Origin of the sequence: Streptomyces sp. TLI_146, assembly GCF_002846415.1 — a bacterium.
In the GTDB taxonomy this organism is placed as follows: Bacteria; Actinomycetota; Actinomycetes; order Streptomycetales; family Streptomycetaceae; genus Streptomyces.
Genome location: NZ_PJMX01000001.1, coordinates 5,509,160 through 5,534,998 on the forward strand (window position 1 = coordinate 5,509,160; position 25,839 = coordinate 5,534,998).

Annotated in this window: 26 protein-coding genes and 1 riboswitch; of the genes, 15 read left to right on the top strand and 11 right to left on the bottom strand. The window is 72.8% G+C overall.

What is annotated here, in order from left to right; all coding sequences use genetic code 11:
- Positions 1 to 307 precede the first annotated feature (307 nt).
- Together purN and purH are read left to right on the top strand one after the other, a co-directional pair.
- The gene (gene purN, locus BX283_RS24740; RefSeq protein WP_101389684.1) at positions 308 to 943 is read left to right on the top strand and encodes a phosphoribosylglycinamide formyltransferase; all 636 of its coding nucleotides are present in this window, start codon (positions 308 to 310) and stop codon (positions 941 to 943) included.
- Positions 940 to 2,496 (top strand): bifunctional phosphoribosylaminoimidazolecarboxamide formyltransferase/IMP cyclohydrolase, encoded by a 1,557-nt coding sequence (purH, locus tag BX283_RS24745; RefSeq protein ID WP_101389685.1) that lies wholly within the window; start codon positions 940 to 942, stop codon positions 2,494 to 2,496. The genes purN and purH overlap by 4 nt, the downstream gene beginning before the upstream one ends.
- Before the next feature lie 56 nt (positions 2,497 to 2,552).
- On the opposite strand, the gene BX283_RS24750 is transcribed toward purH, so the two are convergent.
- The gene (locus BX283_RS24750) at positions 2,553 to 3,182 is read right to left on the bottom strand and encodes a hypothetical protein (protein WP_101389686.1); all 630 of its coding nucleotides are present in this window, start codon (positions 3,180 to 3,182) and stop codon (positions 2,553 to 2,555) included.
- Between the two features lie 206 nt (positions 3,183 to 3,388).
- On the opposite strand from BX283_RS24750, the gene BX283_RS24755 reads away from it, so the two are divergent.
- From BX283_RS24755 to BX283_RS24790, 7 genes are all read left to right on the top strand, one after another.
- Positions 3,389 to 4,249, top strand: coding sequence for a bifunctional methylenetetrahydrofolate dehydrogenase/methenyltetrahydrofolate cyclohydrolase (locus tag BX283_RS24755; RefSeq protein WP_101389687.1), 861 nt, complete (start codon positions 3,389 to 3,391; stop codon positions 4,247 to 4,249).
- Positions 4,250 to 4,266: 17 nt separating this feature from the next.
- Positions 4,267 to 4,863 carry a DUF3017 domain-containing protein gene (locus BX283_RS24760; RefSeq protein ID WP_101389688.1) on the top strand — a complete coding sequence of 199 codons (597 nt, stop codon included), beginning with the start codon at positions 4,267 to 4,269 and terminating at the stop codon, positions 4,861 to 4,863.
- Between the two features lie 359 nt (positions 4,864 to 5,222).
- Complete coding sequence (locus tag BX283_RS24765) at positions 5,223 to 6,236, top strand: XRE family transcriptional regulator (protein ID WP_101389689.1); 1,014 nt, start codon at positions 5,223 to 5,225, stop codon at positions 6,234 to 6,236.
- 217 nt (positions 6,237 to 6,453) lie between these two features.
- The gene (locus BX283_RS24770; RefSeq protein ID WP_101389690.1) at positions 6,454 to 7,443 is read left to right on the top strand and encodes a malate dehydrogenase; all 990 of its coding nucleotides are present in this window, start codon (positions 6,454 to 6,456) and stop codon (positions 7,441 to 7,443) included.
- A gap of 305 nt (positions 7,444 to 7,748) precedes the next feature.
- Positions 7,749 to 9,443, top strand: coding sequence for a hypothetical protein (locus tag BX283_RS40735; protein WP_257583763.1), 1,695 nt, complete (start codon positions 7,749 to 7,751; stop codon positions 9,441 to 9,443).
- Complete coding sequence (locus tag BX283_RS24785; RefSeq protein ID WP_101389693.1) at positions 9,430 to 9,807, top strand: hypothetical protein; 378 nt, start codon at positions 9,430 to 9,432, stop codon at positions 9,805 to 9,807. Before BX283_RS40735 ends, BX283_RS24785 begins: the two co-directional genes overlap by 14 nt.
- 3 nt (positions 9,808 to 9,810) lie before the next feature.
- Entirely contained in the window at positions 9,811 to 10,824 is a 1,014-nt protein-coding gene (locus BX283_RS24790) for a hypothetical protein (protein ID WP_143676452.1), read from the top strand.
- Between the two features lie 14 nt (positions 10,825 to 10,838).
- On the opposite strand, the gene BX283_RS24795 is transcribed toward BX283_RS24790, so the two are convergent.
- Genes BX283_RS24795 through BX283_RS24805 form a run of 3 tightly spaced genes read right to left on the bottom strand, consistent with a single transcriptional unit; the run spans position 10,839 to position 12,537 of the window.
- Positions 10,839 to 11,567 (bottom strand): isocitrate lyase/phosphoenolpyruvate mutase family protein, encoded by a 729-nt coding sequence (locus tag BX283_RS24795; RefSeq protein WP_180357240.1) that lies wholly within the window; start codon positions 11,565 to 11,567, stop codon positions 10,839 to 10,841.
- Positions 11,555 to 12,004: a carboxymuconolactone decarboxylase family protein gene (locus BX283_RS24800; RefSeq protein ID WP_101389695.1), complete on the bottom strand. Its 450-nt coding sequence runs from the start codon at positions 12,002 to 12,004 to the stop codon at positions 11,555 to 11,557. Before BX283_RS24800 ends, BX283_RS24795 begins: the two co-directional genes overlap by 13 nt.
- Complete coding sequence (locus tag BX283_RS24805) at positions 12,001 to 12,537, bottom strand: carboxymuconolactone decarboxylase family protein (protein ID WP_101392557.1); 537 nt, start codon at positions 12,535 to 12,537, stop codon at positions 12,001 to 12,003. Before BX283_RS24805 ends, BX283_RS24800 begins: the two co-directional genes overlap by 4 nt.
- Before the next feature lie 47 nt (positions 12,538 to 12,584).
- On the opposite strand from BX283_RS24805, the gene BX283_RS24810 reads away from it, so the two are divergent.
- On the top strand, positions 12,585 to 14,006 hold the full coding sequence (locus tag BX283_RS24810) for a PLP-dependent aminotransferase family protein (protein ID WP_101389696.1): 1,422 nt from the start codon (positions 12,585 to 12,587) through the stop codon (positions 14,004 to 14,006).
- Positions 14,007 to 14,358: 352 nt separating this feature from the next.
- Here BX283_RS24810 and BX283_RS24815 read toward each other — a convergent pair whose 3' ends face one another.
- Positions 14,359 to 15,186, bottom strand: coding sequence for a hypothetical protein (locus tag BX283_RS24815; protein ID WP_101389697.1), 828 nt, complete (start codon positions 15,184 to 15,186; stop codon positions 14,359 to 14,361).
- 144 nt (positions 15,187 to 15,330) lie between these two features.
- Here BX283_RS24815 and BX283_RS24820 point away from each other — a divergent pair, with 144 nt between their 5' ends.
- Both BX283_RS24820 and BX283_RS24825 read left to right on the top strand, forming a co-directional pair.
- On the top strand, positions 15,331 to 15,663 hold the full coding sequence (locus BX283_RS24820; protein WP_101389698.1) for a hypothetical protein: 333 nt from the start codon (positions 15,331 to 15,333) through the stop codon (positions 15,661 to 15,663).
- Positions 15,664 to 15,666: 3 nt separating this feature from the next.
- Complete coding sequence (locus BX283_RS24825; protein WP_101389699.1) at positions 15,667 to 16,848, top strand: glutathionylspermidine synthase family protein; 1,182 nt, start codon at positions 15,667 to 15,669, stop codon at positions 16,846 to 16,848.
- Between the two features lie 17 nt (positions 16,849 to 16,865).
- Here BX283_RS24825 and BX283_RS24830 read toward each other — a convergent pair whose 3' ends face one another.
- Both BX283_RS24830 and rocD read right to left on the bottom strand, forming a co-directional pair.
- Positions 16,866 to 17,558, bottom strand: a complete 693-nt coding sequence (locus BX283_RS24830; RefSeq protein ID WP_101389700.1) for a polysaccharide deacetylase family protein — start codon at positions 17,556 to 17,558, stop codon at positions 16,866 to 16,868.
- Positions 17,559 to 17,657: 99 nt separating this feature from the next.
- Positions 17,658 to 18,866: an ornithine--oxo-acid transaminase gene (gene rocD / locus BX283_RS24835; protein ID WP_101389701.1), complete on the bottom strand. Its 1,209-nt coding sequence runs from the start codon at positions 18,864 to 18,866 to the stop codon at positions 17,658 to 17,660.
- Positions 18,867 to 18,976: 110 nt separating this feature from the next.
- Positions 18,977 to 19,066, top strand: a riboswitch (ZMP/ZTP riboswitch).
- A gap of 25 nt (positions 19,067 to 19,091) precedes the next feature.
- Between rocD and glyA the strand changes: the two genes are divergently transcribed.
- The gene (glyA, locus tag BX283_RS24840) at positions 19,092 to 20,363 is read left to right on the top strand and encodes a serine hydroxymethyltransferase (protein WP_101389702.1); all 1,272 of its coding nucleotides are present in this window, start codon (positions 19,092 to 19,094) and stop codon (positions 20,361 to 20,363) included.
- A 10-nt stretch (positions 20,364 to 20,373) separates the two neighbouring features.
- Here the strand turns inward: glyA and BX283_RS24845 are convergent, their stop codons facing one another.
- The 3 genes from BX283_RS24845 to BX283_RS24855 all read right to left on the bottom strand — a co-directional run bounded on the left by BX283_RS24845 (position 20,374) and on the right by BX283_RS24855 (position 22,804).
- Positions 20,374 to 21,156, bottom strand: coding sequence for a hypothetical protein (locus BX283_RS24845; RefSeq protein ID WP_257583770.1), 783 nt, complete (start codon positions 21,154 to 21,156; stop codon positions 20,374 to 20,376).
- Positions 21,157 to 21,375: 219 nt separating this feature from the next.
- Complete coding sequence (locus BX283_RS24850; RefSeq protein WP_101389703.1) at positions 21,376 to 22,206, bottom strand: hypothetical protein; 831 nt, start codon at positions 22,204 to 22,206, stop codon at positions 21,376 to 21,378.
- On the bottom strand, positions 22,199 to 22,804 hold the full coding sequence (locus BX283_RS24855) for an RNA polymerase sigma factor (RefSeq protein WP_101389704.1): 606 nt from the start codon (positions 22,802 to 22,804) through the stop codon (positions 22,199 to 22,201). The genes BX283_RS24850 and BX283_RS24855 overlap by 8 nt, the downstream gene beginning before the upstream one ends.
- Positions 22,805 to 23,063: 259 nt before the next feature.
- Here BX283_RS24855 and trpS point away from each other — a divergent pair, with 259 nt between their 5' ends.
- Together trpS and BX283_RS24865 are read left to right on the top strand one after the other, a co-directional pair.
- Positions 23,064 to 24,077 carry a tryptophan--tRNA ligase gene (trpS, locus tag BX283_RS24860; protein ID WP_101389705.1) on the top strand — a complete coding sequence of 338 codons (1,014 nt, stop codon included), beginning with the start codon at positions 23,064 to 23,066 and terminating at the stop codon, positions 24,075 to 24,077.
- Between the two features lie 182 nt (positions 24,078 to 24,259).
- Positions 24,260 to 24,835: a 2'-5' RNA ligase family protein gene (locus tag BX283_RS24865; RefSeq protein WP_101389706.1), complete on the top strand. Its 576-nt coding sequence runs from the start codon at positions 24,260 to 24,262 to the stop codon at positions 24,833 to 24,835.
- A gap of 241 nt (positions 24,836 to 25,076) precedes the next feature.
- On the opposite strand, the gene BX283_RS24870 is transcribed toward BX283_RS24865, so the two are convergent.
- Positions 25,077 to 25,832: a decaprenylphospho-beta-D-erythro-pentofuranosid-2-ulose 2-reductase gene (locus tag BX283_RS24870; RefSeq protein ID WP_101389707.1), complete on the bottom strand. Its 756-nt coding sequence runs from the start codon at positions 25,830 to 25,832 to the stop codon at positions 25,077 to 25,079.
- Between the last annotated feature and the right edge of the window lie 7 nt (positions 25,833 to 25,839).

The following is a 25,839-nucleotide window of genomic DNA, read 5'->3' on the forward strand; positions in this document are numbered from 1 at the left end:
CCGGCGTGCTCATATCCGTGCTCATGTCGTCGTCGCGGCGCCGTCCGGGGACCGCGCCTCCCCAGACGCTACCTGCCGGGCCTGCCCCCGTCCCGTGGGGGCGGTTCGGTGTGCCGGTATCGTTGCTGACGGTCGGCGCATTCGTAGGGTTCCCCGTATCGAGGGGGGCGACTCGTTCGTACGACCATACAAAGGTGCGTCGCGGGCGGTGTTCCGACCGGGCGCCAGGCCCCGCACGGCGGGGCGGACCGCACGCACCGGCACAGACCCACCACGCCTCACCCCGTACGCGAGAAAGGGCCCAGCCGTGGCCTCCCCGCCCCCCGCCGCCGCGCCGGCACGCCTCGTCGTGCTGGTCTCCGGATCCGGTACGAACCTCCAAGCCCTGCTCGACGCCATCGCCGCCGACCCGGACGGGTACGGCGCGCGGATCGTGGCCGTGGGGGCCGACCGGGACGGTATCGCCGGGCTGGAGCGGGCCGAAAAGGCCGGTCTGCCCACCTTTGTCTGCCGGGTGAAGGATCACCCCACCCGGGACGCCTGGGACCTCGCGCTCGCCGAGGCCACCGCAGCGTACGCGCCGGACCTGGTCGTGTCCGCGGGTTTCATGAAGATCGTGGGGAAGCACTTCCTCGCCCGGTTCGGCGGGAAGGTCGTCAACACGCACCCCGCCCTGCTGCCCAGTTTTCCCGGCGCCCACGGCGTCCGTGACGCCCTCGCGTACGGCGCCAAGGTCACCGGTTGCACCGTCCACTTCGTCGACGACGGCGTCGACACCGGCCCGATCATCGCCCAGGGCGTGGTCGAGGTCCGGGCGGACGACACGGAGGACGCGCTCCACGAGCGCATCAAGGAAGTCGAGCGAAGGCTGCTCGTCGACGTCGTGGGGCGGCTGGCCCGCGACGGATATCGCATTGAGGGACGAAAGGTTCTGTTGCCGTGAGTAGCAAGCGGGAGATCCGTCGCGCGCTGGTCAGCGTCTATGACAAGAGTGGTCTTGAGGAGCTGGCCCGGGGGCTGCACGCGGCCGGGGTCGAGCTGGTGTCCACCGGGTCGACGGCCGGGCGCATCGCGGCCGCCGGGGTGCCCGTCACCAAGGTCGAGGAGCTGACCGGCTTCCCCGAGTGCCTGGACGGCCGGGTCAAGACGCTGCACCCGCGCGTGCACGCCGGGATCCTCGCCGATCTGCGCCTGGACTCGCACCGCGAGCAGCTGGCGGAGCTCGGCGTCGAGCCGTTCCAGCTCGTCGTGGTGAACCTGTACCCGTTCAAGGAGACCGTCGCCTCGGGCGCCTCCGCCGACGAGTGCGTCGAGCAGATCGACATCGGCGGGCCCTCGATGGTCCGGGCCGCCGCCAAGAACCACCCGTCGGTGGCCGTCGTCACCAGCCCCGAGCGGTACGCGGACGTGCTCGCGGCCGTCGAGAGCGGCGGCTTCGACCTGGACGCCCGCAAGCGTCTGGCCGCCGAAGCGTTTCAGCACACCGCCGCGTACGACGTGGCCGTGGCCTCCTGGATGACCAACGTGTACGCGCCGGAGGACGGCGCCGCGCTGCCCGGCTTCCTCGGCGGGACCTGGGAGCGCAAGTCCACCCTGCGCTACGGCGAGAACCCGCACCAGGCCGCCGCTCTCTACACGGACGGGCAGCCGGGCGGCATCGCCAACGCCGAGCAGCTGCACGGCAAGGAGATGTCCTTCAACAACTACGTGGACACCGAGGCGGCCCGGCGCGCCGCCTACGACCACGACGAGCCCTGTGTCGCGATCATCAAGCACGCCAACCCGTGCGGCATCGCGGTCGACGCCGACCTCGCCGCCGCCCACCGCAAGGCCCACGAGTGCGACCCGCTGTCCGCCTTCGGCGGGGTCATCGCGGTCAACCGCCCGGTGACGGTGGCCATGGCCGAGCAGGTCGCGGAGATCTTCACCGAGGTCATCGCGGCCCCGGCGTACGAGGACGGCGCGGTCGAGGTCCTGGCGCGGAAGAAGAACATCCGTGTCCTCAAGGTCGACGGCACGCCGCACCAGCCCGGCGACCTCAAGCCGGTCTCGGGCGGCGCCGTGCTCCAGCAGACCGACGTGTTCCAGGCCGAGGGGGACGACCCGGCGAACTGGACGCTGGCCACCGGCGAGGCGCTCTCCGAGGCCGAGCTGAAGGAGCTGGTGTTCGCCTGGAAGGCGTGCCGGGCGGTCAAGTCCAACGCCATCCTGCTCGCCAAGGACGGCGCCTCGGTCGGCGTCGGCATGGGCCAGGTCAACCGCGTCGACTCGGCCAAGCTGGCCGTGGAGCGGGCCGGCGAGGAGCGCGCGCGGGGCTCGTACGCCGCCTCGGACGCGTTCTTCCCGTTCCCCGACGGTCTGGAGATCCTGACCGCCGCGGGCGTGAAGGCGGTCGTGCAGCCGGGCGGTTCGGTCCGCGACGAGCTGGTGGTCGAGGCCGCGAAGAAGGCGGGCGTGACGATGTACTTCACCGGCACGCGCCACTTCTTCCACTGATCGCATACGCGAAAGGCCGCACCCCGGGTGCGGGGTGCGGCCTTTCGCGAAGTGGTTCAGTAGCGCGGGCGGTTGAACCAGGCGCTGCCGTCCCGGGTCATCATGGCCGCCGCCATGATGCCGCCGAAGGAGATCCACAGGAGCGCCCAGATCAGCCCGCCCGAGGAGTCGTTGTTGGCGGACCCGACCAGGGCGAGCACGCCGACCACGGCGCCCAGGATGCCGTAGACCATCGTCGTGATGCGGACGCCCTGGCGGCCCCTCGACAGCCGTACGCCGAGCGTGATCGACAGCGCGGACAGGCCGAGGAAGAGCAGCGCGACGACGACCATGATCCCGGCGGCGGCGTGGCCGATGTCACCGAACGGGGTGTCACCGAAGGTGTCGTCCGACTTGTTCGACACGTCGTTGGCCGCGGCGCCGATGAAGAGGAACACGATGCCGATCAGCACCTGGACGGCGCCCACGATGAACAGCAGGACGCGGGCGGTCTGCATCAGGCCCGGCATCTGCGGCGCCATCATCATGCCGCCGGGGTAGGCCGGGTAGCCCGGCTGCTGCTGCGGGTAGCCGTACGCCTGCTGCGGGGGCACGCCCTGGGGGGCGGCCGGGTAGCCGTAGCCGGGCGGCGCCTGCGGCGGCGGGGGTGCCTGGCCGTACGGGTTGTTCGGGTCGCCGAAGCTCATGGCGGGATTCCTCCGTTGTTCCGTGCGGGGACGACGCGGCCCGAGCGGAGGAAAGGTGATGTGTGAGCGGTTCGCCCCCCGGCACTGCCCGCGGTACTGCACGGATCATCGTTCTAAACGAGACATAAGTTTGTCCAGCCGGAAGCTGGATGTGTTGTGCAAGTGCAACTTGGGCGATCATGAGTCGCCCTGGAAGAATGGGAAACATGACCGCCCAGATTCTCGATGGCAAGGCCACCGCCGCAGCGATCAAGTCCGATCTGGCCGTCCGCGTGGCGGCCCTCAAGGAGAGGGGCATCCACCCCGGTCTCGGCACCGTCCTGGTCGGTGAGGACCCCGCCAGCCAGAAGTACGTGGCGGGCAAGCACCGCGACTGCGCGCAGGTGGGCATCGCGTCCATCCAGCGCGAACTGCCCGCCACCGCCACGCAGGAGGAGATCGAGGCGGTCGTCCGGGAGCTGAACGAGGACCCGGAGTGCACCGGCTACATCGTCCAACTCCCGCTCCCCAAGGGCATCGACGAGAACCGCATCCTGACCCTGATGGATCCGGCCAAGGACGCGGACGGGCTGCACCCGACCAACCTCGGCCGCCTGGTGCTCAACGAGCCGGGCCCGCTGCCCTGCACGCCGTACGGGATCATCCAGCTGCTGCGCAAGCACGGTGTGGAGATCAACGGCGCCGAGGTCGTGGTGATCGGCCGCGGTGTCACCATCGGGCGCCCGATGCCGCTGCTGCTGACCCGCCGCTCCGAGAACGCCACGGTGACGCAGTGCCACACCGGCACCCGCGACCTCGCCGCCCATCTGCGCCGGGCCGACATCATCGTGGCCGCCGCCGGGGTGCCGCACCTGGTCAAGCCCGAGGACGTCAAGCCGGGCGCGGCCGTCCTCGACGTCGGCGTCAGCCGTGACGAGAACGGCAGGATCCTCGGCGATGTGCACCCCGGTGTCACCGAGGTGGCGGGCTGGATCTCCCCGAACCCCGGCGGCGTCGGTCCGATGACCCGCGCCCAGCTGCTGGTGAACGTCGTGGAAGCGGCGGAGCGCGGCGTGGCCGCGAGCTGACCGGAAGGGACCGAGGCATGGACGCCGATACGAGTACGGGGGACGGCGGCACCGGCGGGGGCGACCCCGCGGAGCCGCCGCCGAGCGGCGCCCAGCCGTCCCCGGGGGCCGGGCCGGCCCTGAACGGGGCCGGGCCCGCCACGAGCGGCCACGGCGGCCCGGCCGGGGCCTCCCCGAACGGGTCCTCCCCGAACGGGGCCGTGGCCGCAGCCACTCCCGCTCCCCGCAAGGCCTCCCGGCGCTTCCCCTCGGTCACGCGGGACACCGCTCGGCCCGAGGGCGGCGGGCGGGCCGCCTCCGGGGCCTCGCCCGCGCCCGCGCGCCAGTGGCCGCTGCTGACCGTGCTCGGGTCGACCGGGCTCGGGCTGCTGCTCGTCTCCGTGGACCTGTTCCGGGTCGGGCTGATCGTGATCGGCCTGGCCCTGCTGGCGGGCGGTGTGCTGCGCTGGATGCTGCCGTCGGTGGGCATGCTCGCGGTGCGCTCCCGGTTCACCGACATCACCACGTACGGCGTGATCGGCGTGCTGATCGTGCTGCTCGCGCTGGTGGCGCAGCCCCGGCCGTGGCTGGACATCCCGTTCCTGGAGGACGCGGTCCGGTTCACCGTGCGCTGAGCGTGGCGCGGGGCGCGGGTGAACGCCCGCGCGCCCCGGCGCGTACACCCGTACGTAAAACAGAACGGCGCCCGTCCTCTCCCCCGTGGGACGACGGGCGCCGTCTGTCCCCCGTGGACGTAAGAGTCATGGACGCGCCAAGGTCGCTACAAGGGAAACCGGAGGCCTGTGGCGCGGAGGTGACCGTTCCGCAACTGTGTGTGCGTCGGGCAACAGCCGGCCCCGGCCGACGGGGGCCTTGGTGACGGCACCCCCCGCCGATGGGAGGATGGGGGCGGAACAGGGGCCAAGGGTGTGTTGGGGGCGGCACCGGTCTCGGGGGCACATCGGGCACGTATGGGGGGACAAGGGGGAAGCACATGCCTCGCTGGAAGGCGCTGCCGGAGGAACTCGACCCGCAGGTGAGGGAGTTCGCGAGCCAGCTGCGCAGGCTGGTCGACCGCAGCGGACTGAGCCTGGCGGCGGTCGCCGACCGCACCGGGTACAGCAAGACATCGTGGGAGCGCTATCTGGGCGGGCGGCTGCTCGCGCCCAAGGGCGCGATCGTCGCGCTCGCCGAGGTCACCGGCACCAATCCCATCCATCTGACCACCATGTGGGAGCTCGCGGAGCGCGCCTGGAGCCGCGCCGAGATGCGCCACGACCTGACGATGGAGCAGATCCGGATATCCCAGGCGCGGGCGGCGCTCGGCGAGTTCGGCCCGGCCCCCGGGGGCGGCGGGCCGCAGACCCCGGTGGCCCAGCGCGCCGCCGAGCCGCTGCCGGCCGCGCCCCGGCCGTCCGGGCTCGGTGTCCCCATGGCCGAGCCGGGCGCGGGCCGACGCGTGCCGCCGCAGGGCCCGGACCGGGGTCCGGGCGGCGGGGGCGGCCCCGGGACCGGCGGGCGGCGCAGACTGATGATGTTCGTGGCGGGCGTCGTCGGCGCCCTGCTCGTCATCGCCGCGGCCGTGCTGCTCACCGATCTGGGTGGCGGCGACGACACGGCGGCCCCGAAGCCGTCGGTCACCCCCACCACCTCCGCGCCCTCGCTGCCCGCGGGCGTGAAGTGCGTACGCGACAGCTGCACCGGCCAGGACCCGGAAGTGATGGGGTGCGGCGGCGCGTTCGCCAAGACCGTGTCGTCCGCGAAGATCGGCGCCGCGCTGGTCCAGGTCCGCTACAGCCAGACCTGCCAGGCCGCCTGGGCCCGCATCCAGCAGGCCGCGCCCGGCGACAAGGTGACGATCGGCGCGGGCACCACGGCGGGCGGGTCCGGGACGGTGGACGCGGACAAGGAGGCGTACACCAAGATGCTCGCGGTGGACGGCCCGGAGTCGGCGAAGGCGTGCGCCACGCTCGTCTCCGGCAAGAAGGGCTGCACCGTACGGCAGTGACCCGGCCGGAGGACGGGGTGAGGCGTCCCACAGGGGGGTGGGGGTTCGAGGTGGCCGGGGTCGGATAGCCTGACCGCTGGATATCTCTTCACGTCAAGATTCAGTTCGGGTTCCCCCCTGGTGAGCCCGGGGGAGCGCCGAGCCGGACCTTGACGTGAAGAGATAGCCGGAACTAGGGGCCACCCCCCACCACCTGCTGTTCTAAACGGAGATCGCCATGACCCGCACTCCCGTGAATGTCACCGTCACCGGCGCGGCCGGACAGATCGGCTACGCGCTGCTCTTCCGTATCGCCTCCGGTCACCTGCTCGGCGCGGATGTGCCGGTCAACCTCCGTCTCCTGGAGATCCCGCAGGGCCTGAAGGCCGCCGAGGGCACCGCCATGGAGCTCGACGACTGCGCCTTCCCGCTGCTGCGCGGCATCGAGATCACCGACGACGCCAACAAGGCGTTCGACGGCGCCAACGTCGCCCTCCTGGTCGGCGCCCGCCCGCGCACCGCCGGCATGGAGCGCGGCGACCTGCTCTCCGCCAACGGCGGCATCTTCAAGCCGCAGGGCAAGGCCATCAACGACAACGCGGCGGACGACATCAAGGTCCTCGTCGTCGGCAACCCGGCCAACACCAACGCGCTCATCGCGCAGGCGGCGGCCCCGGACGTCCCGGCCGAGCGCTTCACCGCGATGACCCGCCTCGACCACAACCGGGCGATCTCGCAGCTCGCGAAGAAGACCGGCGCGGCCGTCTCGGACATCAAGCGTCTGACGATCTGGGGCAACCACTCGGCCACCCAGTACCCGGACGTCTTCCACGCCGAGGTCGCCGGCAAGAACGCCGCCGAGCTCGTCAACGACGAGGCGTGGCTGGCCGACACCTTCATCCCGACCGTCGCCAAGCGCGGCGCCGCGATCATCGAGGCCCGTGGCGCGTCCTCGGCCGCCTCCGCCGCCAACGCCGCCATCGACCACGTGTACACGTGGGTCAACGGCACCGCCGAGGGCGACTGGACCTCCATGGGCATCCCGTCGGACGGCTCCTACGGCGTCCCCGAGGGCCTCATCTCCTCCTTCCCGGTCACGGTCAAGGACGGCAAGTACGAGATCGTCCAGGGCCTGGAGATCAACGACTTCTCCCGCGCCCGCATCGACGCGTCGGTGCAGGAGCTCAAGGAAGAGCGCGACGCGGTCCGCGAGCTCGGCCTCATCTGAGCCCGGCACGTGCCGGCCGGAGGCCGGCCGACCCCACGAAGCCTGTGAGGCCCCCCGGGGCCGAGCAGTGCGAGCGGGGTCATCAAGGATCGGCGCGCGACGCGGTCCGCGAGCTCGGCCTCATCTGAGCCCGGCCATCCAGTAACTCCGAGCCTCGGCTCACCCATCACCCCCGGCAGCCCCACCAGGCCGCCGGGGGTGGTCTTTTTGGCGTACGACACGGAGGGTGCGCCTCCTCTACGCTGTGGCCTCCGTCACAGGCAACTCGCCTGTGCGCGTGGGGAGTTCGCTCATCGGGGGGACCGTTGACGCAGACCTACCTGCCGCAGCAGCCGGGCCCTCCCGGGCCCGACGGCCGGGCCGGTCCGAGGGCGCCCGGCGCGAGCGAGGCCACCCGGCTGCTGTGCGCCGGCACGTACCAGGACGCGGCCTTCCGTGACGCCGTCATCGACGAGCTGTACGTCCACGAGGAGCGCATCGCCGCCCCCTCGCTCGGCATCGACGCGGCGCGCGTGCTCGCGCACGCCCTGCGCGCCCGGCGCCTGGAACTCGGCTGGTCCGCCGCCATCGTGCTGCTGTGGATCGTGGCGGTGCCGCTCACCCGGTGGATGATCTTCTACTACCTGCCCGCGTTCCAGCTCCTCACCCTCGCCTCGACGGTCAGGAGGGCGGGCACGCGGACCACCTGGATCCGCCGGGCGGCATCCTGGTGCCTGCGCATCGGCGGGTGGGCGTTCTTCGTCTGGGTCATGTGGGTGCTCCTGGTGCCCGCCGTGCGGGGCGGCGCGCCGGACCTGGCCGGGGTCCCGGAACCGGTCGGCGAACACGCGGCGGGCGCGGGCCGCATCGAGGCATGGGTCACCCTGGTGATGCCGCTGATCCTCGCGTGGGCCGTCGGCATGCGGCACGGCCAGCTCACCAAGGCGCTCACCGAGGACCTCTCGCGGTCCCGTTTCGGGGAGGCGGCCGCCGATCCGGCGGAGGCGGACGAGGGGTTCCGCTTCCAGCGGCTCTCCCGGCGCATCCGGGCCGAGCAGCACGCGCCGCTGGTGCTCTACCACGTGAGTTCGCCGTTCTGCGGGGCCGGAGCCCCGTACGAGCCGTGGTCCCTCTCGGTCGAACTGCGGCCGGGCAAGGACCGGGAGCCGGACCCGCTCGACAACAGCGCGATCCTGCGCCGGATCGTCCCGCTACTGGAGGCGCTGCGCGTGCCCTCCCCGCACGGCTCGCCGGAGCTGGCGGCGGCGGTCCGGGACCGGCTGCGCGACCTGGAGCTCGACGAGATCGTGTTCCTGCCGGTGGAGGGCCTGCCGTCGCGCGCCGACGCGCCGTACACCCGGCAGGCGTTCGCGGACCACCGCGCCCGCGCGATCGAGGAGGGCGGCGAGACCCGCCGCCACTTCCTGCGGATCCGGGTCGGGGGCTGGGGCGAGGGGATCGTCACCACCGTCTACGTACGCGTCCACACCCAGGGCGGCATGCTGATGCTGGAGGTCGCCCCGCATGTGCTGCGGCCGGTCAAGCGGGCGTACGAGGACGCCGACCGGGTCGCCCTGCGCTACCGCCGCAACAGCCGCTTCGGCAAGGCCGCCTGGGCGCTCGCCCACACCCCGGGCGCCGGATCGCAGGCGCTGGTGACGCTGGGGCACGGGATCGCCGCGCTGTGGCGCCTGGCCACCGGCGGCTACGGCAGGGCGCTGCCGGAGGGGCCCAGCAGAGCGGTGCGCGAGCTCGGCGCCGAGACCGACGCCTCGCTCTTCCAGGAGATGGACGTCAGCCGCTATCTGAAGTCGATCCAGGACCGGGTGGCCAACGGCGTGCGGCTCGCGCTCCAGGAGGCGGGCTGGGAGACGGACGAGTTCGTCCAGAAGATCGTCAACGTCGCCGAGGGGGCGACGTTCATCGAGACCGCCAAGGGTGCCATCGCGATCGGCAACCGCAACACGGTGATCAATCGAACGGACAGCGCGAGAACGGGAGACGGACGTGGCAACGGATGACGGGCAGGACAAGCGGCCCGGCGGGATCAGCATCGGCAGTGTGGTGGGCGCGATGGCCATCGGCGACCACAACACCGTGACCAACCATCAGGGCGGCGCGCCGGACGACCCCGTACAGGCAGAACTCCTCGAAGCGATAAGGGAGTTGCGCACCGACCTCGCCCGGGTCGTCGCGGGCGAGCGCACCCGGGCGCTGGACGGCGCGGCGGCCGACGCGGAGGCCGAGATCGCCTCGGCGGGCGCGGCGAGCCCGGGGCGGCTGGCCCGGCTGCGCCAGGCGCTCGCCGACGCGGAGGGTTTCACGGGCGTCCTCGCCTCGGCGGCCGCCGTCGGCCGGACGGTCGCCACGCTCCTGGGCGGCTGAGCCATGAGCGCACGAAGCGGTGGGGGCGCCCACTGGAACGACGAGACGCAGAGCTGGGAACAGGACGAGCCGCCGCCGCGCCGGGGCGCCGGGGCGGCTCCCCGGCCACCGGATCGGCCCGCGGGCCCACCCCCGTCGCCGCCGATGTTCGGGCCGCCGCCGGAACCGCCGTACGTCGCGCCGCCCTGGCTGAGCCCGGCGTCCGGGCCGCCGCCGGGGGCGTACCACGACGCGGAGACCCAGGGGGCGTACGAGCTGCCGCGCGATCCGGCGCACCCGCCCCCGTACGCGCCGCCGGTGGACCCGGGGCGGCGCAGACAGCGGGCGATCGTGGCGGCGGTCGCGACCGCCGTCCTCGCGGGCGGGCTGGCGGGCGGCTGGCTGATGTGGGGCCGGGACGACGGGAGCGGGGGAACGGCGCGCGCCTCCTCCTCCGCGTCGGTGCCGGGGAGCGACTCCGGGACACCGACGGACAGCGCGACGGACACGGCCACGGACACGCCCACCGGGACGCCCTCCGAGACGCCCACGGAGACGCCCACCGACAGCGGGTCGCCCGATACGAGCACCGCAGCCGTGCCCGACGGCTTCCGCCGGGTGGAGGATCCCCTCGGCTGGAGCGTCGCCGTACCGGCCACCTGGACCCGCACCGAGGAGCGCAGCAGCGCCCTCTACCGCTCGCCCGACCAGCGGTATCTGCTCCAGATGTTCCGCCTCACCGAACCCGGCATCACCCCGTACGAGGCCCTGCGCATCACTTCGCACAACCTCGCCTTCAACCGCGGGTACGACGAGATCTCGCTGCGCCGGATGACCGAGGTGACCACCACGGACGCGGCCGAGCTGGTCTACGCGTACAACCGCACCGTCCAGACCGACCGCATCCAGGGCATCGCCCGCTCTTTCGTCGCCGCGAACGGGGTGCCGTACACCGTGCTCGTGTACGGCCCCGACGAGGACTGGCCCGCCCAGCTCGGCGTCCTGAACAAGGTGCTCGGCACGTTCACGCCGAACTGAGAGGGGGTTCGGGCTCAGCCCGCGTGCAGCTGCTCCGCGATCTCCCGTACCGCCTTCATCGCGCGGCGCTGGAGACCGGGGCCGAACGTGACGCGGGAGGCGCCCAGTTCGCCCAGGCGGCGCGGGGTCGGGCCGTCCGCGAGCGCGACCTGGTTGACCGGGGCCGGCACGGCGGCGGCGATCTTCGGCAGATGGTCGGCGGGCGCCCCGTACGGGTAGACGCAGTCGGCGCCCGTCGCCACATACGCGCGCGCCCGCGCGATCGTCTCGTCCAGGTCGGTGACGCCCTCGATGTACGTGTCCACGCGCGCGTTGATGAAGAGCCGGTTCCCGGCCTCCGCGCGCACCTCCGCCAGCCAGTCGGCGTGCCGTGCCGGGTCCTTGAGGGCGCCGTCGGCCGAGTCCTCCAGGTTGCAGCCGACCGCGCCGGTGTCGAGCAGCCGGGCCACCAGCTCCTTGGGGGCGAGGCCGTAGCCGCCCTCGACGTCCGCCGAGACGGGCACGGAGACGGCCCGGACGATCCGGGCGACCGCCGCGAACATCTCGTCCCCGGGTGTCTCGCCGTCCGCGTAACCCAGCGAGGCGGCGACCCCCGCGCTCGGCGTGGCGAGCGCTTCGAAGCCGGCCTCCTCGAAGGCCCGGGCGCTGCCCGCGTCCCACGGGCCGGGCAGGATCAGGGGGTCGCCCGGGGTGCGCCCGTGGTGCAGGGCGCGGAAGGAGGCGACGGGGGTCAGCTGTGCCATTCGGTCTCTCCGGGTGCGGTGCGGCGGGCCACCATCAGCCGGTTCCAGCTGTTGATGGCGGTGATCGCGGCGATGAGATGGGCCAGTTGGGTCTCGTCGAAGTGCTTGGCCGCCTGCGCGTACAGCTCGTCGGGAACGAAACCGTCGGTCAGGACCGTTATGCCCTCGGTGAGGGCGAGGGCCGCGCGCTCCCGCTCGCTGAAGCGGTCGCCCGCTTCGTGCCAGGCCGCGACGAGATCGAGCCGTCCCTCGGTCTCGCCGTGGTCGCGCGCGAGGTCGAGGTGCATGTCGAGGCAGAACGCGCAGTGGTTGAGCTGCGAGGCGCGGACCATGACCAGCTCCGTCAGGGTCGGGTCGAGCGCCTTCTTGGCGGCCGCGCTCACGCCCGCCAGCGCCCGGTAGACCTCCTGCGGAACCTGCCAGGCGCGGGCCGTCACTTGTACATCCCCGGGGTGTAGTGGCCCGGGGTCATCCGGGTGGTGACGCCGAAGCGGTTCCAGGCGTTGATCACCGTGATCGCGGCGATCAGATGGCCCAGCTCGGTCGCGTCGAACTGCGCGGCCGCCTTCGCGTACACCTCGTCCGGCACGAAGCCGTCGGTGAGGACGGTGATCGCCTCGGTCAGCTCGATCGCCGCCAGCTCCTTCTCGGTGTAGAAGTGCTGGGACTCCTCCCAGGCGCTGAGCTGCACGATCCGCTCCACCGACTCGCCCGCCGCGAGCGCGTCCTTGGTGTGCATGTCGAGGCAGAACGCGCAGTGGTTGAGCTGCGAGGCACGGATCTTGACCAGCTCGTGGATCACCGGGTCGACCCCGCGCCCGGCCGCGGCCTCCAGCTTGACCATGGCCTTGTAGACCTCGGGGGCGGCCTTGGCCCAGTGCAGCCGGGGGGCCTGCTCGGCCGCGTAAGGCGCTTCCTTGCCGTCCTTGCCCTCGTCGCTCTCGCCCACCGTGTTCCCGTTCGTCGTCATGGCAGTGACGGTACGCCGCACATGTCACACGGGTATGGTCCATTTTCATGGTGGAATCCTGGGCCACTTCTTCCGGAACTCCGGCCGAAGTCTTCGGTGTCGACCTCCATGTGGAGGTGGGCGCGGGAGGGCTGCGGGCCGGCCTCATGGACGCGCTGCGCGAGGCGGTACGCGGCGGCCGGCTCGCCCCCGGCGCCCGGCTGCCCTCGTCGCGCTCGCTCGCCGCCGACCTGGGCATCGCGCGCAACACGGTGGCCGACGCGTACGCCGAACTCGTCGCCGAGGGCTGGCTCACCGCCCGCCAGGGCTCCGGGACCCGGGTCGCCCAGCGGACCGCGCCGCGCCGCCCCCAGCCGACCGGCCCCCGGCAGTCGGCGCGCCGCACCCCGGCGTACAGCCTGATCGCGGGCAGCCCCGATCTGGCGTCCTTCCCGCGTGCCGAGTGGCTGAAGGCGTCCCGGCGGGCGCTGACGGCCGCGCCCCACGAGGCCTTCGGCTACGGCGACCCGCGCGGCCGCATCGAGCTGCGCACGGTCCTGGCCGACTATCTGGCCCGGGCGCGCGGGGTCCACGCGGACCCCGAGCGGATCGTCGTCTGCGCGGGCTTCGTGCACGGCCTGATGCTGCTGGGGCGGGTGCTGCGGGCGCGCCGGGTGCGGGAGGTGGGCGTCGAGTCGTACGGCCTGGACGTGCACCGGAACCTGCTGACCCGGGCGGGCCTGCGCACCCCGCCGCTCCCCTTCGACGAACACGGCACGCTGACGGCCGACTTGGGGGCGGCGAAGGGGCTGGGGGCGGTGCTGCTGACCCCCGCGCACCAGTTCCCGGTAGGGGTCGCGCTGCCGCCGGACCGGCGCGCCGAGGTCGTCGACTGGGCCCGGGCCACGGACGGGCTCATCCTGGAGGACGACTACGACGGCGAGTTCCGCTACGACCGCCAGCCCGTGGGCGCGCTCCAGGGACTGGACCCCGACCACGTCGTCTACCTCGGCACGGCCAGCAAGTCGCTGGCGCCCGGGCTGCGGCTGGCGTGGATGGTGCTGCCGGAGCGGCTGGCGGGGGAGGTGGCGGAGGCGAAGGGGGACGTGGACTGGTCCTGCGGCGCGCTGGAACAGCTGACGCTGGCGGAGTTCGTGTCCTCGGGGGCGTACGACCGCCATGTGCGCGGGATGCGCCTGCGCTACCGGCGCCGCCGGGACCAGCTGGTGGCGGCGCTGGCGGCGCGTGCGCCGGAGGTGCGGGTGAGTGGGATCGCGGCGGGGCTCCACGCGGTGCTGGAGCTCCCGCCCGGCACCGAGCGCGCGGTGATCCAGGCCGCGGCCTGGCAGGGCCTGGCCCTCCAGGGCCTCTCGGCCTTCCGCCACCCGCGCACGCGGACGGCGCGGGACGCGCTGGTCGTGGGGTATGCGGCGCCGACGGAGAGTGGGTGGGCGGGGGCGCTGGATGCGCTGTGCAGGGTGTTGCCGTAGGGCGGTGGGGGCTGAGGTGGTCTCCCGGGGGCTGCGCCCCCGGACCCCGTCTGCGGGGCCTGCGGCCCCTGCACCCCGCTTCGTTCGGCTGCGGACCGTGGGTGGCTGGTCGCGCAGTTCCCCGCGCCCCTTTCTTGCCCGGAGTTCGTCTGCGGGCCGTCCCCGACTGGGCGCGCAGTTCCCCGCGCCCCTGGGGGGTGGGGTCCGTCGGGGGTGCCGTGGGGATCGCCCCGCAGGGGCGCATTTAGGGGCGCGGGGCTGTGACACTTGCGGCTCCGCCGCGTGGGCGCGAGCAACCCAGCACGGTCCGCAGACGAAGGGGGGCCGGGGGCCGGGGCGCAGCCCCGGGCCACTACACCGCGTCCACTTCCACCGGCGCCTCCCCGAACCGCGCCAGCGCCAACGCGCCTGCCACGGCCACCGCGAACCCCGACACCGCCAGCCACCCCAGGCCGGGGCGTGTGTGGTCGCCCAGCCACACCACCCCCGCCAGCGCCGGGCCGATCGTCTCGCCCAGCACCATCCCGGCCGTGGCCGTCGTCACCGAACCCCGCTGGAGCGCCGACGTCAGCAGCAGGAACGCCGCGCCCCCGCCCAGCAGCAACGCGTACAGCGCCGGATCGGCGAGGTCGAAGGAGTCGATGAGCCGCACCGCGACCTCCACCACCCCGAACCCGCACCCCGCCCCCAGCCCGAGCACCAGCGCCCGCGCCCGTCCCGGCAGCCGCCCGGCGACCGCCCCGGCCAGCAGGATCGCGGCCGCGACCGCCAGCAGCGCCCAGGGCAGCGCGGCGGGCCCGTCCTCGTGGCCCTCCTCGCCGGAGGCGAGCCCCAGCATCGCGAGACCGGCGCAGACCACCCCGACGGCCGCCCACTCCGTACCGGACAGCCGCACCCCGAGCACCCGCGCCGCGACCACCGCCGTCACCGCGAGCGACGCGGCGAGCGCCGCCCCGACCGCGTAGATCGGGACCGCCCGCAGCGCCACGATCTGGAGGACGAAGCCGAGCCCGTCGAGCCCGAGCCCGGCGACGTAACGCCACTGCCGCACCGCCCGCAGCAGCAGCGCGGGATCGACCCCGGCATCCCCGGACCCCGAGGCCGACGCCGCCCGCGCCGCGACGGCCTGCAGAACGGTCGCGGTGCCGTAGCAGACCGCCGACCCCAGCGCGCAGATCATCCCAAAGAGCACAGACGGACTGTAGTGGACGGCAGTTCAGGGGGCTGGAGCGAACGGATTCCGCTTCCCGGACGGCCGGGAACTAGGGTGTGGCCGGATCACGTCCCAGACATACGTACGAGATCACGAGGGGGAGGCCCGCACATGCGCAGATTCCGGTCCACAACGGTGGTGCTTGGCGGCATGGGGGTGCTCGCCGCCACGCTGGCGGCCTGCTCCCACGAGCCGGACCGCCGCTGCGTCGACCCCGTCTCGCACAAGGAACTCCCCAAGTACGAGTGCAAGAGCGGCGGCAACGGCTCGTACTACTACGGCGGCTACGTCCGCAACGGCATCGTCTACGGCGGCTCCTTCAGGTCCGGCTCCGGCTCCGGATCCAGCTCCTCCGGTACCTCGGGTTCCGCCGCCTCCTCCGGCTCCTCCGGCGGCGTCGACCGGGGCGGCTTCGGCGGCCACTCGGGCTCGGGCGGCGGCTGACCGATGCAGCGGCACCGCATCGACCCGCGCCCCGGCTGGCAGCAGACCGTCGAGGCCCAGGGCCTGATCTACCCCCTGACCCGCTACCCGGACGGCTCGCTGCGCCCGTACTGGGACGAGAGCGCGTACTACTCCTTCACGCTCCCCGAGGTCGAGGCGCTGGAGGAGGTCGTCGAGGAGCTGCACGGGATGTGCCTGGCGGCGGCCGCGCACATCGTCGAGCGGAACCGTTTCGCCGACCTCGGCATCACCGACCCGCGCCTCGCCGCCCGGGTGGCCGAATCCTGGCACCGACGCTCCGAACTCCCGTCGATCTACGGCCGCTTCGACCTTCGTTACGACGGTATGGGCCCGGCCAAGATGCTGGAGTACAACGCCGACACCCCCACCTCGCTGGTCGAGGCCGCGAGCCCGCAGTGGTTCTGGATGGAGGAGCGCTTCCCCGGCGCCGACCAGTGGAACTCGCTCCACGAGCGTCTGATCGCCGCCTGGAAGCGGCAGGCCCCGCTGCTCCCGCCCGGCCCGCTCCACTTCGCCCACTCGGACGACGACGAGCTCGGCGAGGACCTGATGACCGTCGCGTATCTGCGCGAGACGGCGGAGCAGGCGGGCATCGAGACGGCGGCGCTGTCGGTGGAGCGGATCGGCTGGGACGGTCTGACCGGCCGTTTCGTCGACGACCGCCTCCGGTTCATCCGCAGCTGCTTCAAGCTGTACCCGTGGGAATGGCTGACCACGGACCGGTTCGCCCCGCACGTCCTGGAGACCCTGGACAACGGCGGCGGCACCGGCAGCACCTGCTGGATCGAGCCCGCCTGGAAGATGCTGCTCTCCAACAAGGCGCTGCTCGCCGTCCTGTGGGAGCTGTTCCCCGGCCATCCGAACCTGCTCCCGGCGTATCTGGACGGCCCGCGCGAGCTGGCGCACACCTGCGGATACGTCTCCAAGCCGCTGCTCGGCCGGGAGGGCGCCGGGGTCGAGATCCACACCCCGGGCGCGCCGCCCGTCCTGCGCGACGAACCCGCCTGCTACCAGGCCCTCTCCCCGCTCCCGGACTTCGACGGGAACCGGGTCGTCCTCGGCGCCTGGGTCGTCGAGGACGAGGCGGCGGGCCTGGGCATCCGCGAGTCGGCCGGGCCGGTCACGGACGAGTACGCGCGCTTCATCCCGCACGTGATCCGCTAGCGGGGGCCGGCAGGCGGCTACTCGGCGATGTAGTCGCGCAGCGGCGCGGGCTTCAGCCCCGCCGCGTCGGCCGCCGCCAGCACCCGCGTCAGGTCGGCCGTCACCGTGTCGTTGAAGTGCAGCAGCACGATGTCCCCGGCCTTCAACTCGGGCGTCGGCGGCGTCCACTGCCCCCAGGTCGTGAGGTCGTACGTCCAGGTCACCAGGGCCTTGGCCCCGCAGGCCCGGGCCATGGTCCGGGTGGTGTCGTCGTACGCCCCGTACGGCGGACGGGCCAGCCGGGGCCCGTCCCCGAACTGTGCGAGGTGCGCGTCCCGCGCCCCGCACAGCTGCGCCCGCTGGCCCGCCGCGTCGAGCGTCGTCAGGTTCGGGTGGTCGACCGTGTGGTTCTCGATCCGCGAAGGCCCGTGGTCGAGGAGCGTCCGGAAGTACCCGGCGTCGTACGAGTACGCCCCCGGCAGCACGAACAGTGAGGCCGGCACCTGCCGTTCGAGCAGCAGCCGCTGCGCGGCCGGGTCGTGGTTCCAGCCGTCGTCGATGGTGATGAAGACGATCGGCTTGTCGGTCCGGACATGCGTGACTACGGGCACCGGCTCGGGCCAGTCCGCCCGCGCGGGCCCGGCCGGCCCGGCGAGCACCAGCAGGGGAACGAGCAGGGCGAAGGCGGCGCGGGCCACGGAGGCGATGCGCGCTGTGCGGGGTCTCGGCATGGCCGCATCATTGGTCTGGACCATCGACCTTGTCAACGGCCCTGCCGCAGAAGCCGGTTGTGCCGGTGGCCGACCGAGCCCCGCATGACCCGCCCGGGACTACTCCCGCGCCAGCACCGCCCGCAGCTGGTCGAGCCCCCAGTCCAGGTCCTCCTTGCTGATCACCAGCGGCGGGGCGATCCGGATCGTCGAGCCATGGGTGTCCTTGACCAGGACGCCCCGGTCCATGAGCTGCTCGGAGATCTGCCGCCCCGTCCCGTACGACGGGTTGATGTCGACACCCGCCCACAGGCCGCGCCCGCGCACCGCCTCGACCGCGCCGGTGCCGGCCAGCAGCCCCAGCTCGTGGTGCAGGTGCTCACCGAGCTCGGTCGCCCGCTGCTGGTACTCACCGGTGCGCAGCATCGCGATGACCTCCAGACCGACCGCGCACGCCAGCGGGTTGCCGCCGAAGGTCGAGCCGTGCTCGCCGGGGCGGAACACCCCGAGCACCTCCGCCGAGCCCACCACCGCCGAGACCGGCACGACCCCGCCGCCGAGCGCCTTGCCCAGCACATACAGATCGGGCACCACATCCTCGTGCTCGCACGCGAACGTCTTCCCGGTCCGGCCGAGCCCCGACTGGATCTCGTCCGCGATGAACAGCACGTTCCGCTCGCGCGTCAACTCCCGTACGCCCGGCAGATATCCGTGCGGCGGCACCAGCACCCCGGCCTCGCCCTGGATCGGCTCAAGCAGCACCGCCACGGTGTTCTCGGTGACGGCCGCCGAGAGCGCGGTCAGGTCCCCGTACGGCACGATCTCGAACCCCGGGGTGTACGGCCCGTAGTCCGCGCGGGCCTCCGGGTCCGTGGAGAAGCTGACGATCGTGGTCGTCCGCCCGTGGAAGTTGTTGGCGGCGACCACGATCTTCGCCATCCCGTCCGGCACGCCCTTGACCCGGTACCCCCACTTCCGGGCGGTCTTCACGGCCGTCTCGACGGCCTCCGCCCCGGTGTTCATGGGCAGCACCATCTCCTTGCCGCACAGCTCGGCGAGCTGCCCGCAGAACTCGGCGAACCGGTCGTGGTGGAACGCCCTCGACGTGAGCGTCACTCTCTCCAGCTGCGCCTTGGCCGCGTCGATCAGCCGGCGGTTGCCGTGCCCGAAGTTCAGCGCCGAGTACCCGGCGAGCATGTCGAGGAAGCGGCGCCCCTCGACATCGGTCATCCACGCGCCCTCGGCCGAGGCGACGACTACGGGCAACGGATGGTAGTTGTGCGCACTGTGAGCCTCGGCAGAGCGGATGGCGTCCGATGTAGTAGACACGGGGTCTCCGTTTCATCGTGCGGCGTGGGACTGGGGTAACGCCAGTTTCCCTCGTCGCTCGGATGCTGGACGAGGAAACCTTGATTCTCGGCGCGCCCGTTAGGGTGGGTGGTACGTACGGCGACTGGCGCACGGGGAAGCGACCCCGGGGGAGCCGTACGTGACATGCGCACGAGGTGCCGCCCGCCTGGGCACCCGGGACCACGACGGACCCCGGAGGACGCCATGAGCCTGCCCCTTTCCCACCCGGCCCTTTCCGCCACCGACCCCGAACTCGCCGCGCTCGTCGCCGCCGAGGAACGGTTGCAGTCGGACACCCTGCGGCTGATCCCCAGCGAGAACTACGTCTCGCAGGCCGTCCTCGAAGCCTCCGGCACGGTGCTGCAGAACAAGTACAGCGAGGGCTACTCGGGGCGCCGCTACTACGAGGGCCAGCAGAACATCGACCTGGTCGAGACGCTCGCCGTGGAGCGGGCGAAGACGCTGTTCGGCGTCGAGCACGCCAACGTCCAGCCCTACTCCGGCTCGCCCGCCAACCTCGCCGTCTACCTCGCCTTCGCCGAGCCCGGCGACACCGTGATGGGCATGGCCCTCCCCATGGGCGGCCACCTCACCCACGGCTGGGGCGTCTCCGCGACCGGCAAGTGGTTCCGCGGCGTCCAGTACGGCGTACGCCACGACACCGGTCTCATCGACTTCGACGAGGTGCGCGAACTCGCCCTCAAGGAACGGCCGAAGATCATTTTCTGTGGCGGCACCGCCCTTCCCCGCACCATCGACTTCGCGGCCTTCGCGGAGATCGCCCGGGAGGCGGGCTCCGTCCTGGTCGCCGACGTCGCGCACATCGCGGGCCTGATCGCCGGTGGCGCCCATCCGTCCCCGGTCCCGCACGCGGACGTGATCTCCACGACCACCCACAAGACCCTGCGCGGCCCGCGCGGCGCGATGCTCATGTCCCGCGAGCAGCATGCCAAGGCCATCGACAAGGCCGTCTTCCCCGGCCTCCAGGGCGGCCCGCACAACCAGACCACCGCGGCGATCGCCGTCGCCCTCCGCGAGGCGGCCCAGCCCTCCTTCCGCGACTACGCGCAGGCCGTCGTCGCCAACGCCGGGGCCCTCGCCGAGCAGCTCCTTGCGCGCGGCTTCGACCTGGTCTCCGGCGGCACGGACAACCATCTGATCCTGATGGACCTCACCCCCAAGGACGTCCCGGGCAAGGTCGCCGCGAAGGCCCTCGACCGGGCCGGGATCGTCGTCAACTACAACACCGTCCCGTACGACCCGAGGAAGCCGTTCGACCCCTCGGGCATCCGGATCGGCACCCCGTCCCTCACCTCCCGCGGTCTCGGTACGCAGCACATGGCGGCCGTGGCCGACTGGATCGACCGGGGCGTCACCGCGGCCCGCACCGGCGACGAGGACGCCCTCGCGGCCATCCGCGCCGAGGTGGCCGAGCTGATGGCGGCGTTCCCGGCGCCAGGGCTTCCGACGGACTAGGGACCAGGGACTAGGGCCTGTCGGCGCCACCGCCCCAGCCGTCTCCGCCTTCCCGGTCGTCCACGTCCCGCAGTTCCTGGCGCGGCCCCTCGTCGCCACTTCGCCAGTAGGTGGTGACGGTGGCCGGGAGGCGGGTCGCCCACGGGCGTATGAGCAGGGCGAGTGCGGCGCCGACGGTCAGGCCCGGCAGGGCCCACCACCAGCCGGTCGTCGCCGAGTCGGAGACGCTCTTCCCGACCGTCACCGTCCCCGTCGCCGTCTCTTCCTGCCCCTGCCCCTGCTCTTGCTCCTGCCCCTCCTCCGGCTCGGCCGGTGGTGTCGTCCACTGCTGTGGTGCCACCCCGGGCGAGCCGCCGGCGGTGGCCGGGCCCATCACCCCCAGTTTCTTCAGCAGCGCCCGCAGTTCGGCGGGGTGCTGGGCGCGGTGCCAGCAGCCGTTGTAGGTGCGGGGGAGGTCGGCCGCCGTGTGTATCCAGACCGTGGTGGTGTCGTCGCTGGTGAAGACGCGGTCCAGCCTCCAGGGGGCCATGTCGTGGGCCAGCCACGTCACATTGATCTGGCGGGAGTGCATCGCCGCCTCCAGCGACGGCGGGCGCTCCTTCTGGCCCTGGTTCGGCTGGCCGAGCAGGGTCATGAGCGTCGAGTAGTCCGCGTCCGAGTGGTAGCGCGCGGCCGTCTGCTCGCTCTCCGGCGACACGATCAGCACGCTGGTCGGGCCACCCGCGTGGGCGGCCGGGGCGGCCGGCAGCCCCAGTGCCAGGGCCACGGCGAGGGACAGGAACCCCCGCACCACGGACCCGCCGCGCCTGCGCCCGCCCGGGCCCCGGCCCCGTACCGCCGAACCAGTCCCTGTCGTCCCCGCCCCTGTCGTCCCCGTCCCCGTCGTTCCCGTCTCTGTCGTCCCCGTCCGTACTCCTCGCCACCGCATGGGATCCCCCCAGCCGCTCCCGGTACGGGCCCTCCGTACCGCGTCACTTCTGGTACACCGCCCGAGGCGCCGGGGTTCCCGGTTTCAGGGGGTCGAATTCGCGATCTCCTGTGCCCGGGACTTCGACGACACGCCCTCAAGGCGCAGGGTCAGCTCGCCGCGCGCCCGCCAGACCAGCGTCGGGCCCGAGGTCCGCACCACCGGCTCGTACGGCCTGCCCTCCTCGTCCTGGAGGAGCATCCGCAGCTCATGGGGCTCGCCGAACCACAGCGCCGAGTCGTCGCCGTGCACCCGCGCCGACTCCCACGGCACATGGATCGTCTTGTAGAAGAGCGGGGCGGGTGTAGCCCGGAACTCGTCGACGCGGATCGTCCGGCCGCCGTCCGGGTGCCAGCACACCGACAGGATCCGGCGGTCCGCGGACACCGAGGCGCCCGCCGGTTCGCCCAGTGCCGACGGCAGCAGCGGGTCGAATCCGGCCCGCGCCGCCGCCTCCAGCACCGAGAGCGGCCCCGCCCCGTCCGCGCACTCCGGCGCCCCGCCGCCGGGCGCCCCGGCGCGCGTCGCCGTGGGGTCGACCCGGGCGGCCACACCGCCGAAGCCGAACCAGTCCGCCACCGCCGCGCGGACCGGGGGAGTGAGCACGAGGATCACCAGCAGGCCCGAGAGCGCGGCCGCCAGGGCGCGCCAACGGCGCCGGGCCCAGGCGCGGGCCCGTGCCCACCGGCCCGGCGGCTCGGCCACCGGCACCGGCACGTGCTCCGCGAGGATCCGGGCCAGCACCCGCTCGGCCATCGACTCGCCGTCCACATCGGGCACCCGTATGCCGCGGCCCAGCGCCCGCAGCTCCTCCGGCAGCGACGCCCGACCAGGGGTGTCGCCCGCCTCGCGGCGGTCGTCGGCGTCCTCACTCATGCTCCTTCCCACCTCCTCCCAGGACGTCCGGCGGCAGGATCCGGCCCAGTTTCCGCAGCGCCCGGTTGAGCCGGGACTTCACCGTGCCGCGCGCCCAGCCCAGCGCGGCCGCTGTCTCCGCCTCGTCCATCTCCAGGAGATAGCGGCAGGTCACGACCTGGCGGTGCTCCTCGCTCAGCTCGTCGAGCGCGGCCGTGAGCTGCGCGCGGCGCTCCTCCTCGACCGCGGCGACCGCCGGGTCCGCCGATTCCGGTATCAACGGCTCGGCCTCCGTCAGCGCCGCCTCCCGGCCCGTGGCGGCGCGGTGGCGGGCCGCGGAGCGCACTGTGTTCCTCGTCTCATTCACCACGATCCGTATCAGCCAGGGCCGGAACGGCGAGCCGTCCCGGAAGCGGCCCAGCGTGCGGTACGCCTTGAAGAACGCGGACTGCACCACGTCCTCCGCGTCCGCCCCCGCGCCGAACGCCGCGGCCACCCGCAGCGCCGGGGCCGTGTGGGCGCGCACCAGCTCGGCGTACGCCTCCGCCTCCCCGGCGCGTACGCGTGCGATCACCGCGGCCTCGTCGACGTCGATCCGGCCCCCCTCCCGCGTCCTCACACCTCACATACACCGCCCGCCGCCGATCGGTTCCCACTCGTTCAGGACACGTTCCCGGCGTTCCGGGCGTCCCGGTGCCCGCGCCGACTCGTTCGTCCGGCGTCCCCGATGCGGTCCTGAACCCGGTCCTCGATCCGCTCCTGAACCCGGTCCCGGATCCGGTCCTCGAAGCGTTCGTGGGTTCGTCCCTGGAGCCATGCGCCGGTTCGTATCCACAACCGTTTCCGAGCTGTCTGCGCCACCTGAGAGAATGATGAGCATGGCCTCTGATCGTCTCCGCGTGCTCTCCGGAATCCAGCCCACCGCAGGCTCGTTCCACCTCGGCAACTACCTCGGCGCGGTCCGCCAATGGGTGGCGCTGCAGGAGTCCCACGACGCGTTCTACATGGTCGTGGACCTGCATGCGATCACCGTTCCGCAGGACCCGAAGGAGCTGCGGGCCAACACGCGGCTCGCCGCCGCCCAGCTGCTGGCCGCCGGGCTCGACCCGGAGCGCTGCACGCTGTTCGTGCAGAGCCACGTGCCGGAGCACGCCCAGCTCGCCTGGGTCATGAACTGTCTGGCGGGCTTCGGCGAGGCGTCCCGGATGACGCAGTTCAAGGACAAGTCGGCGAAGCAGGGCGCCGACCGCGCCACCGTCGGCCTGTTCACGTACCCGATCCTCCAGGTCGCGGACATCCTGCTCTACCAGGCCAACGAGGTCCCGGTCGGCGAGGACCAGCGCCAGCACGTCGAGCTCACCCGTGATCTGGCCGAGCGCTTCAACGGCCGGTTCGGCGACACGTTCAAGATCCCCAAGCCGTACATCCTCAAGGAGACGGCGAAGATCTACGACCTGCAGGACCCGTCGATCAAGATGAGCAAGTCGGCGTCCACGCCGAAGGGCCTGATCAACCTGCTCGACGAGCCGAAGACCACGGCCAAGAAGGTCAAGAGCGCGGTCACCGACACGGACACGGTGATCAAGTACGACGCCGAGAACAAGCCGGGCGTCTCCAACCTGCTGACCATCTACTCCACCCTCACCGGCAAGACGATCGCCGAGCTGGAGACGGAGTACGAGGGCAAGATGTACGGGGCGCTGAAGACGGACCTCGCCGAGGTGATGGTGGAGTTCGTCACGCCGTTCCGGGACCGGACGCAGGAATATCTGGACGACCCCGAGACGCTGGACTCGGTCCTGGCCAAGGGTGCGGAGAAGGCGCGGGCGGTCGCCGCCGAGACGCTGGCCACGGCATATGAGCGGGTCGGGTTCCTGCCCGCCAAGCACTGAGCCGCGGCTCGGCGCGGGGTGTGGGGGGCGTGCGGCGCGCGGGCGTGGCCCGTGGGCCGGGCCGTGCCCCGGGCCGTGTGACCGGTGGCGCCGCCAAGGGCTCTGGCCAGAACGGCGGCGCGCCCGCCACACTGCACACTGACGGACACAGACGTACCCGGACAACGACGGAGGAGAACGACGTGGGGACCGTAACGCTCGGCGTTTCGATCGCGGTCCCGGAGCCGTACGGCAGCCTGCTCCAGGAGCGGCGCGCGGGCTTCGGGGATCCCGCCGCGTACGGGATTCCCACGCATGTCACCCTCCTTCCGCCGACCGAGGTCGACGCGGCGTGTCTGCCCGCGATCCGGGCGCATCTGGCCGAGGTCGCCGCGGCGGGGCGGGCGTTTCCGATGCGGCTGTCCGGGACGGGGACGTTCCGGCCGCTGTCGCCGGTGGTGTTCGTACAGGTCGTCGAGGGTGGGGCGGACTGTGCGTGGTTGCAGCAGCGGGTGCGGGATTCGGCGGGGCCGCTTGTGCGTGATCTTCAGTTCCCGTACCACCCGCATGTGACCGTGGCGCACGGGATCTCCGAGGAGGGGATGGACCGGGCGTTCGCCGAGCTGGCGGGGTTCGAGGCGGAGTGGACGTGTGGGGGGTTCGCTCTGTATGAGCAGGGTGGGGACGGGGTGTGGCGGAAGTTGTACGAGTACGGGTTTGGGTTGAGTGGGGTGCCGGTTCAGGGGGCGTCTCGGGATGAGCCGTCTGTTCGGGCCTGAGGGTTCCCCACCCCGCCCCTTCCCTTAACCCTCCGGGGGTGGGGGGTGGGCTGAGGCGGTCTCCCGGGGGCTTCGCCCCCGGACCCCGTTGCGGGGGCTCCGCCCCCTGCACCCCTGGCGGGGCCTGCGGCCCCTGCACCCCGCTTCGGGGCTTCGCCCCGGACCCCCGTTCGTCTGCCGGTCGGCTGTGGCCGGTCGCGCAGTTCCCCGCGCCCCTGGAGGGGGCTTCGCCCCCTCCCCCTCACACCGGCAGCCTCCGGAAAATCGGGCGCGGTACATGCCTCAGTGCCGACATCACCACCCTCAGTGCTCCGGGCACCCACACCACCTCCGACCTTCTCCTCAAGCCCGTCTCGATCGACTCCGCCACCGCCTCCGGGGTCGTGGCCAAGGGAGCCTCCGGGAGGCCCAGGGTCATCTTGGTGCGGACGTAGCCGGGGCGGACCACCATGACGTGGACGCCGGAGCCGTGGAGGGCGTCGCCCAGGCCCTGGGTGAAGGCGTCCAGGCCCGCCTTGCTGGAGCCGTAGATGAAGTTGGTGCGGCGGGCGCGTTCGCCCGCCACCGAGGAGAGGACCACCAGGGAGCCGTGGCCCTGGGACTGGAGGGCCTTCGCGCAGATCAGGGACGCCGAGACCGCGCCCGTGTAGTTGGTCTGCGCGACCCGTACCGCCGCCAGCGGCGACCCCTCGTCCCGTACCTGGTCGCCCAGGATCCCGAACGCCAGCAGGACCATGTCGATGTCGCCCTGGGCGAAGACCTTGCCCAGGACCGTCTCGTGCGACTGCGCGTCCAGCGCGTCGAAGCCGAGCGTGTGCACGTCCGCGCCCAGCTCCCGCAGCTCCGCCGCGGCGGCGTCCAGCGCGGGCGACGGTCGCCCCGCCAGCCAGACCGTACGGGTCCGGCGGGCCACCAGCCGGCGCGCCGTGGCCAGGCCGATCTCGGACGTACCGCCCAGGACCAGCAGGGACTGCGGGGTGCCGAATGCGTCCTTCATCTCTCAA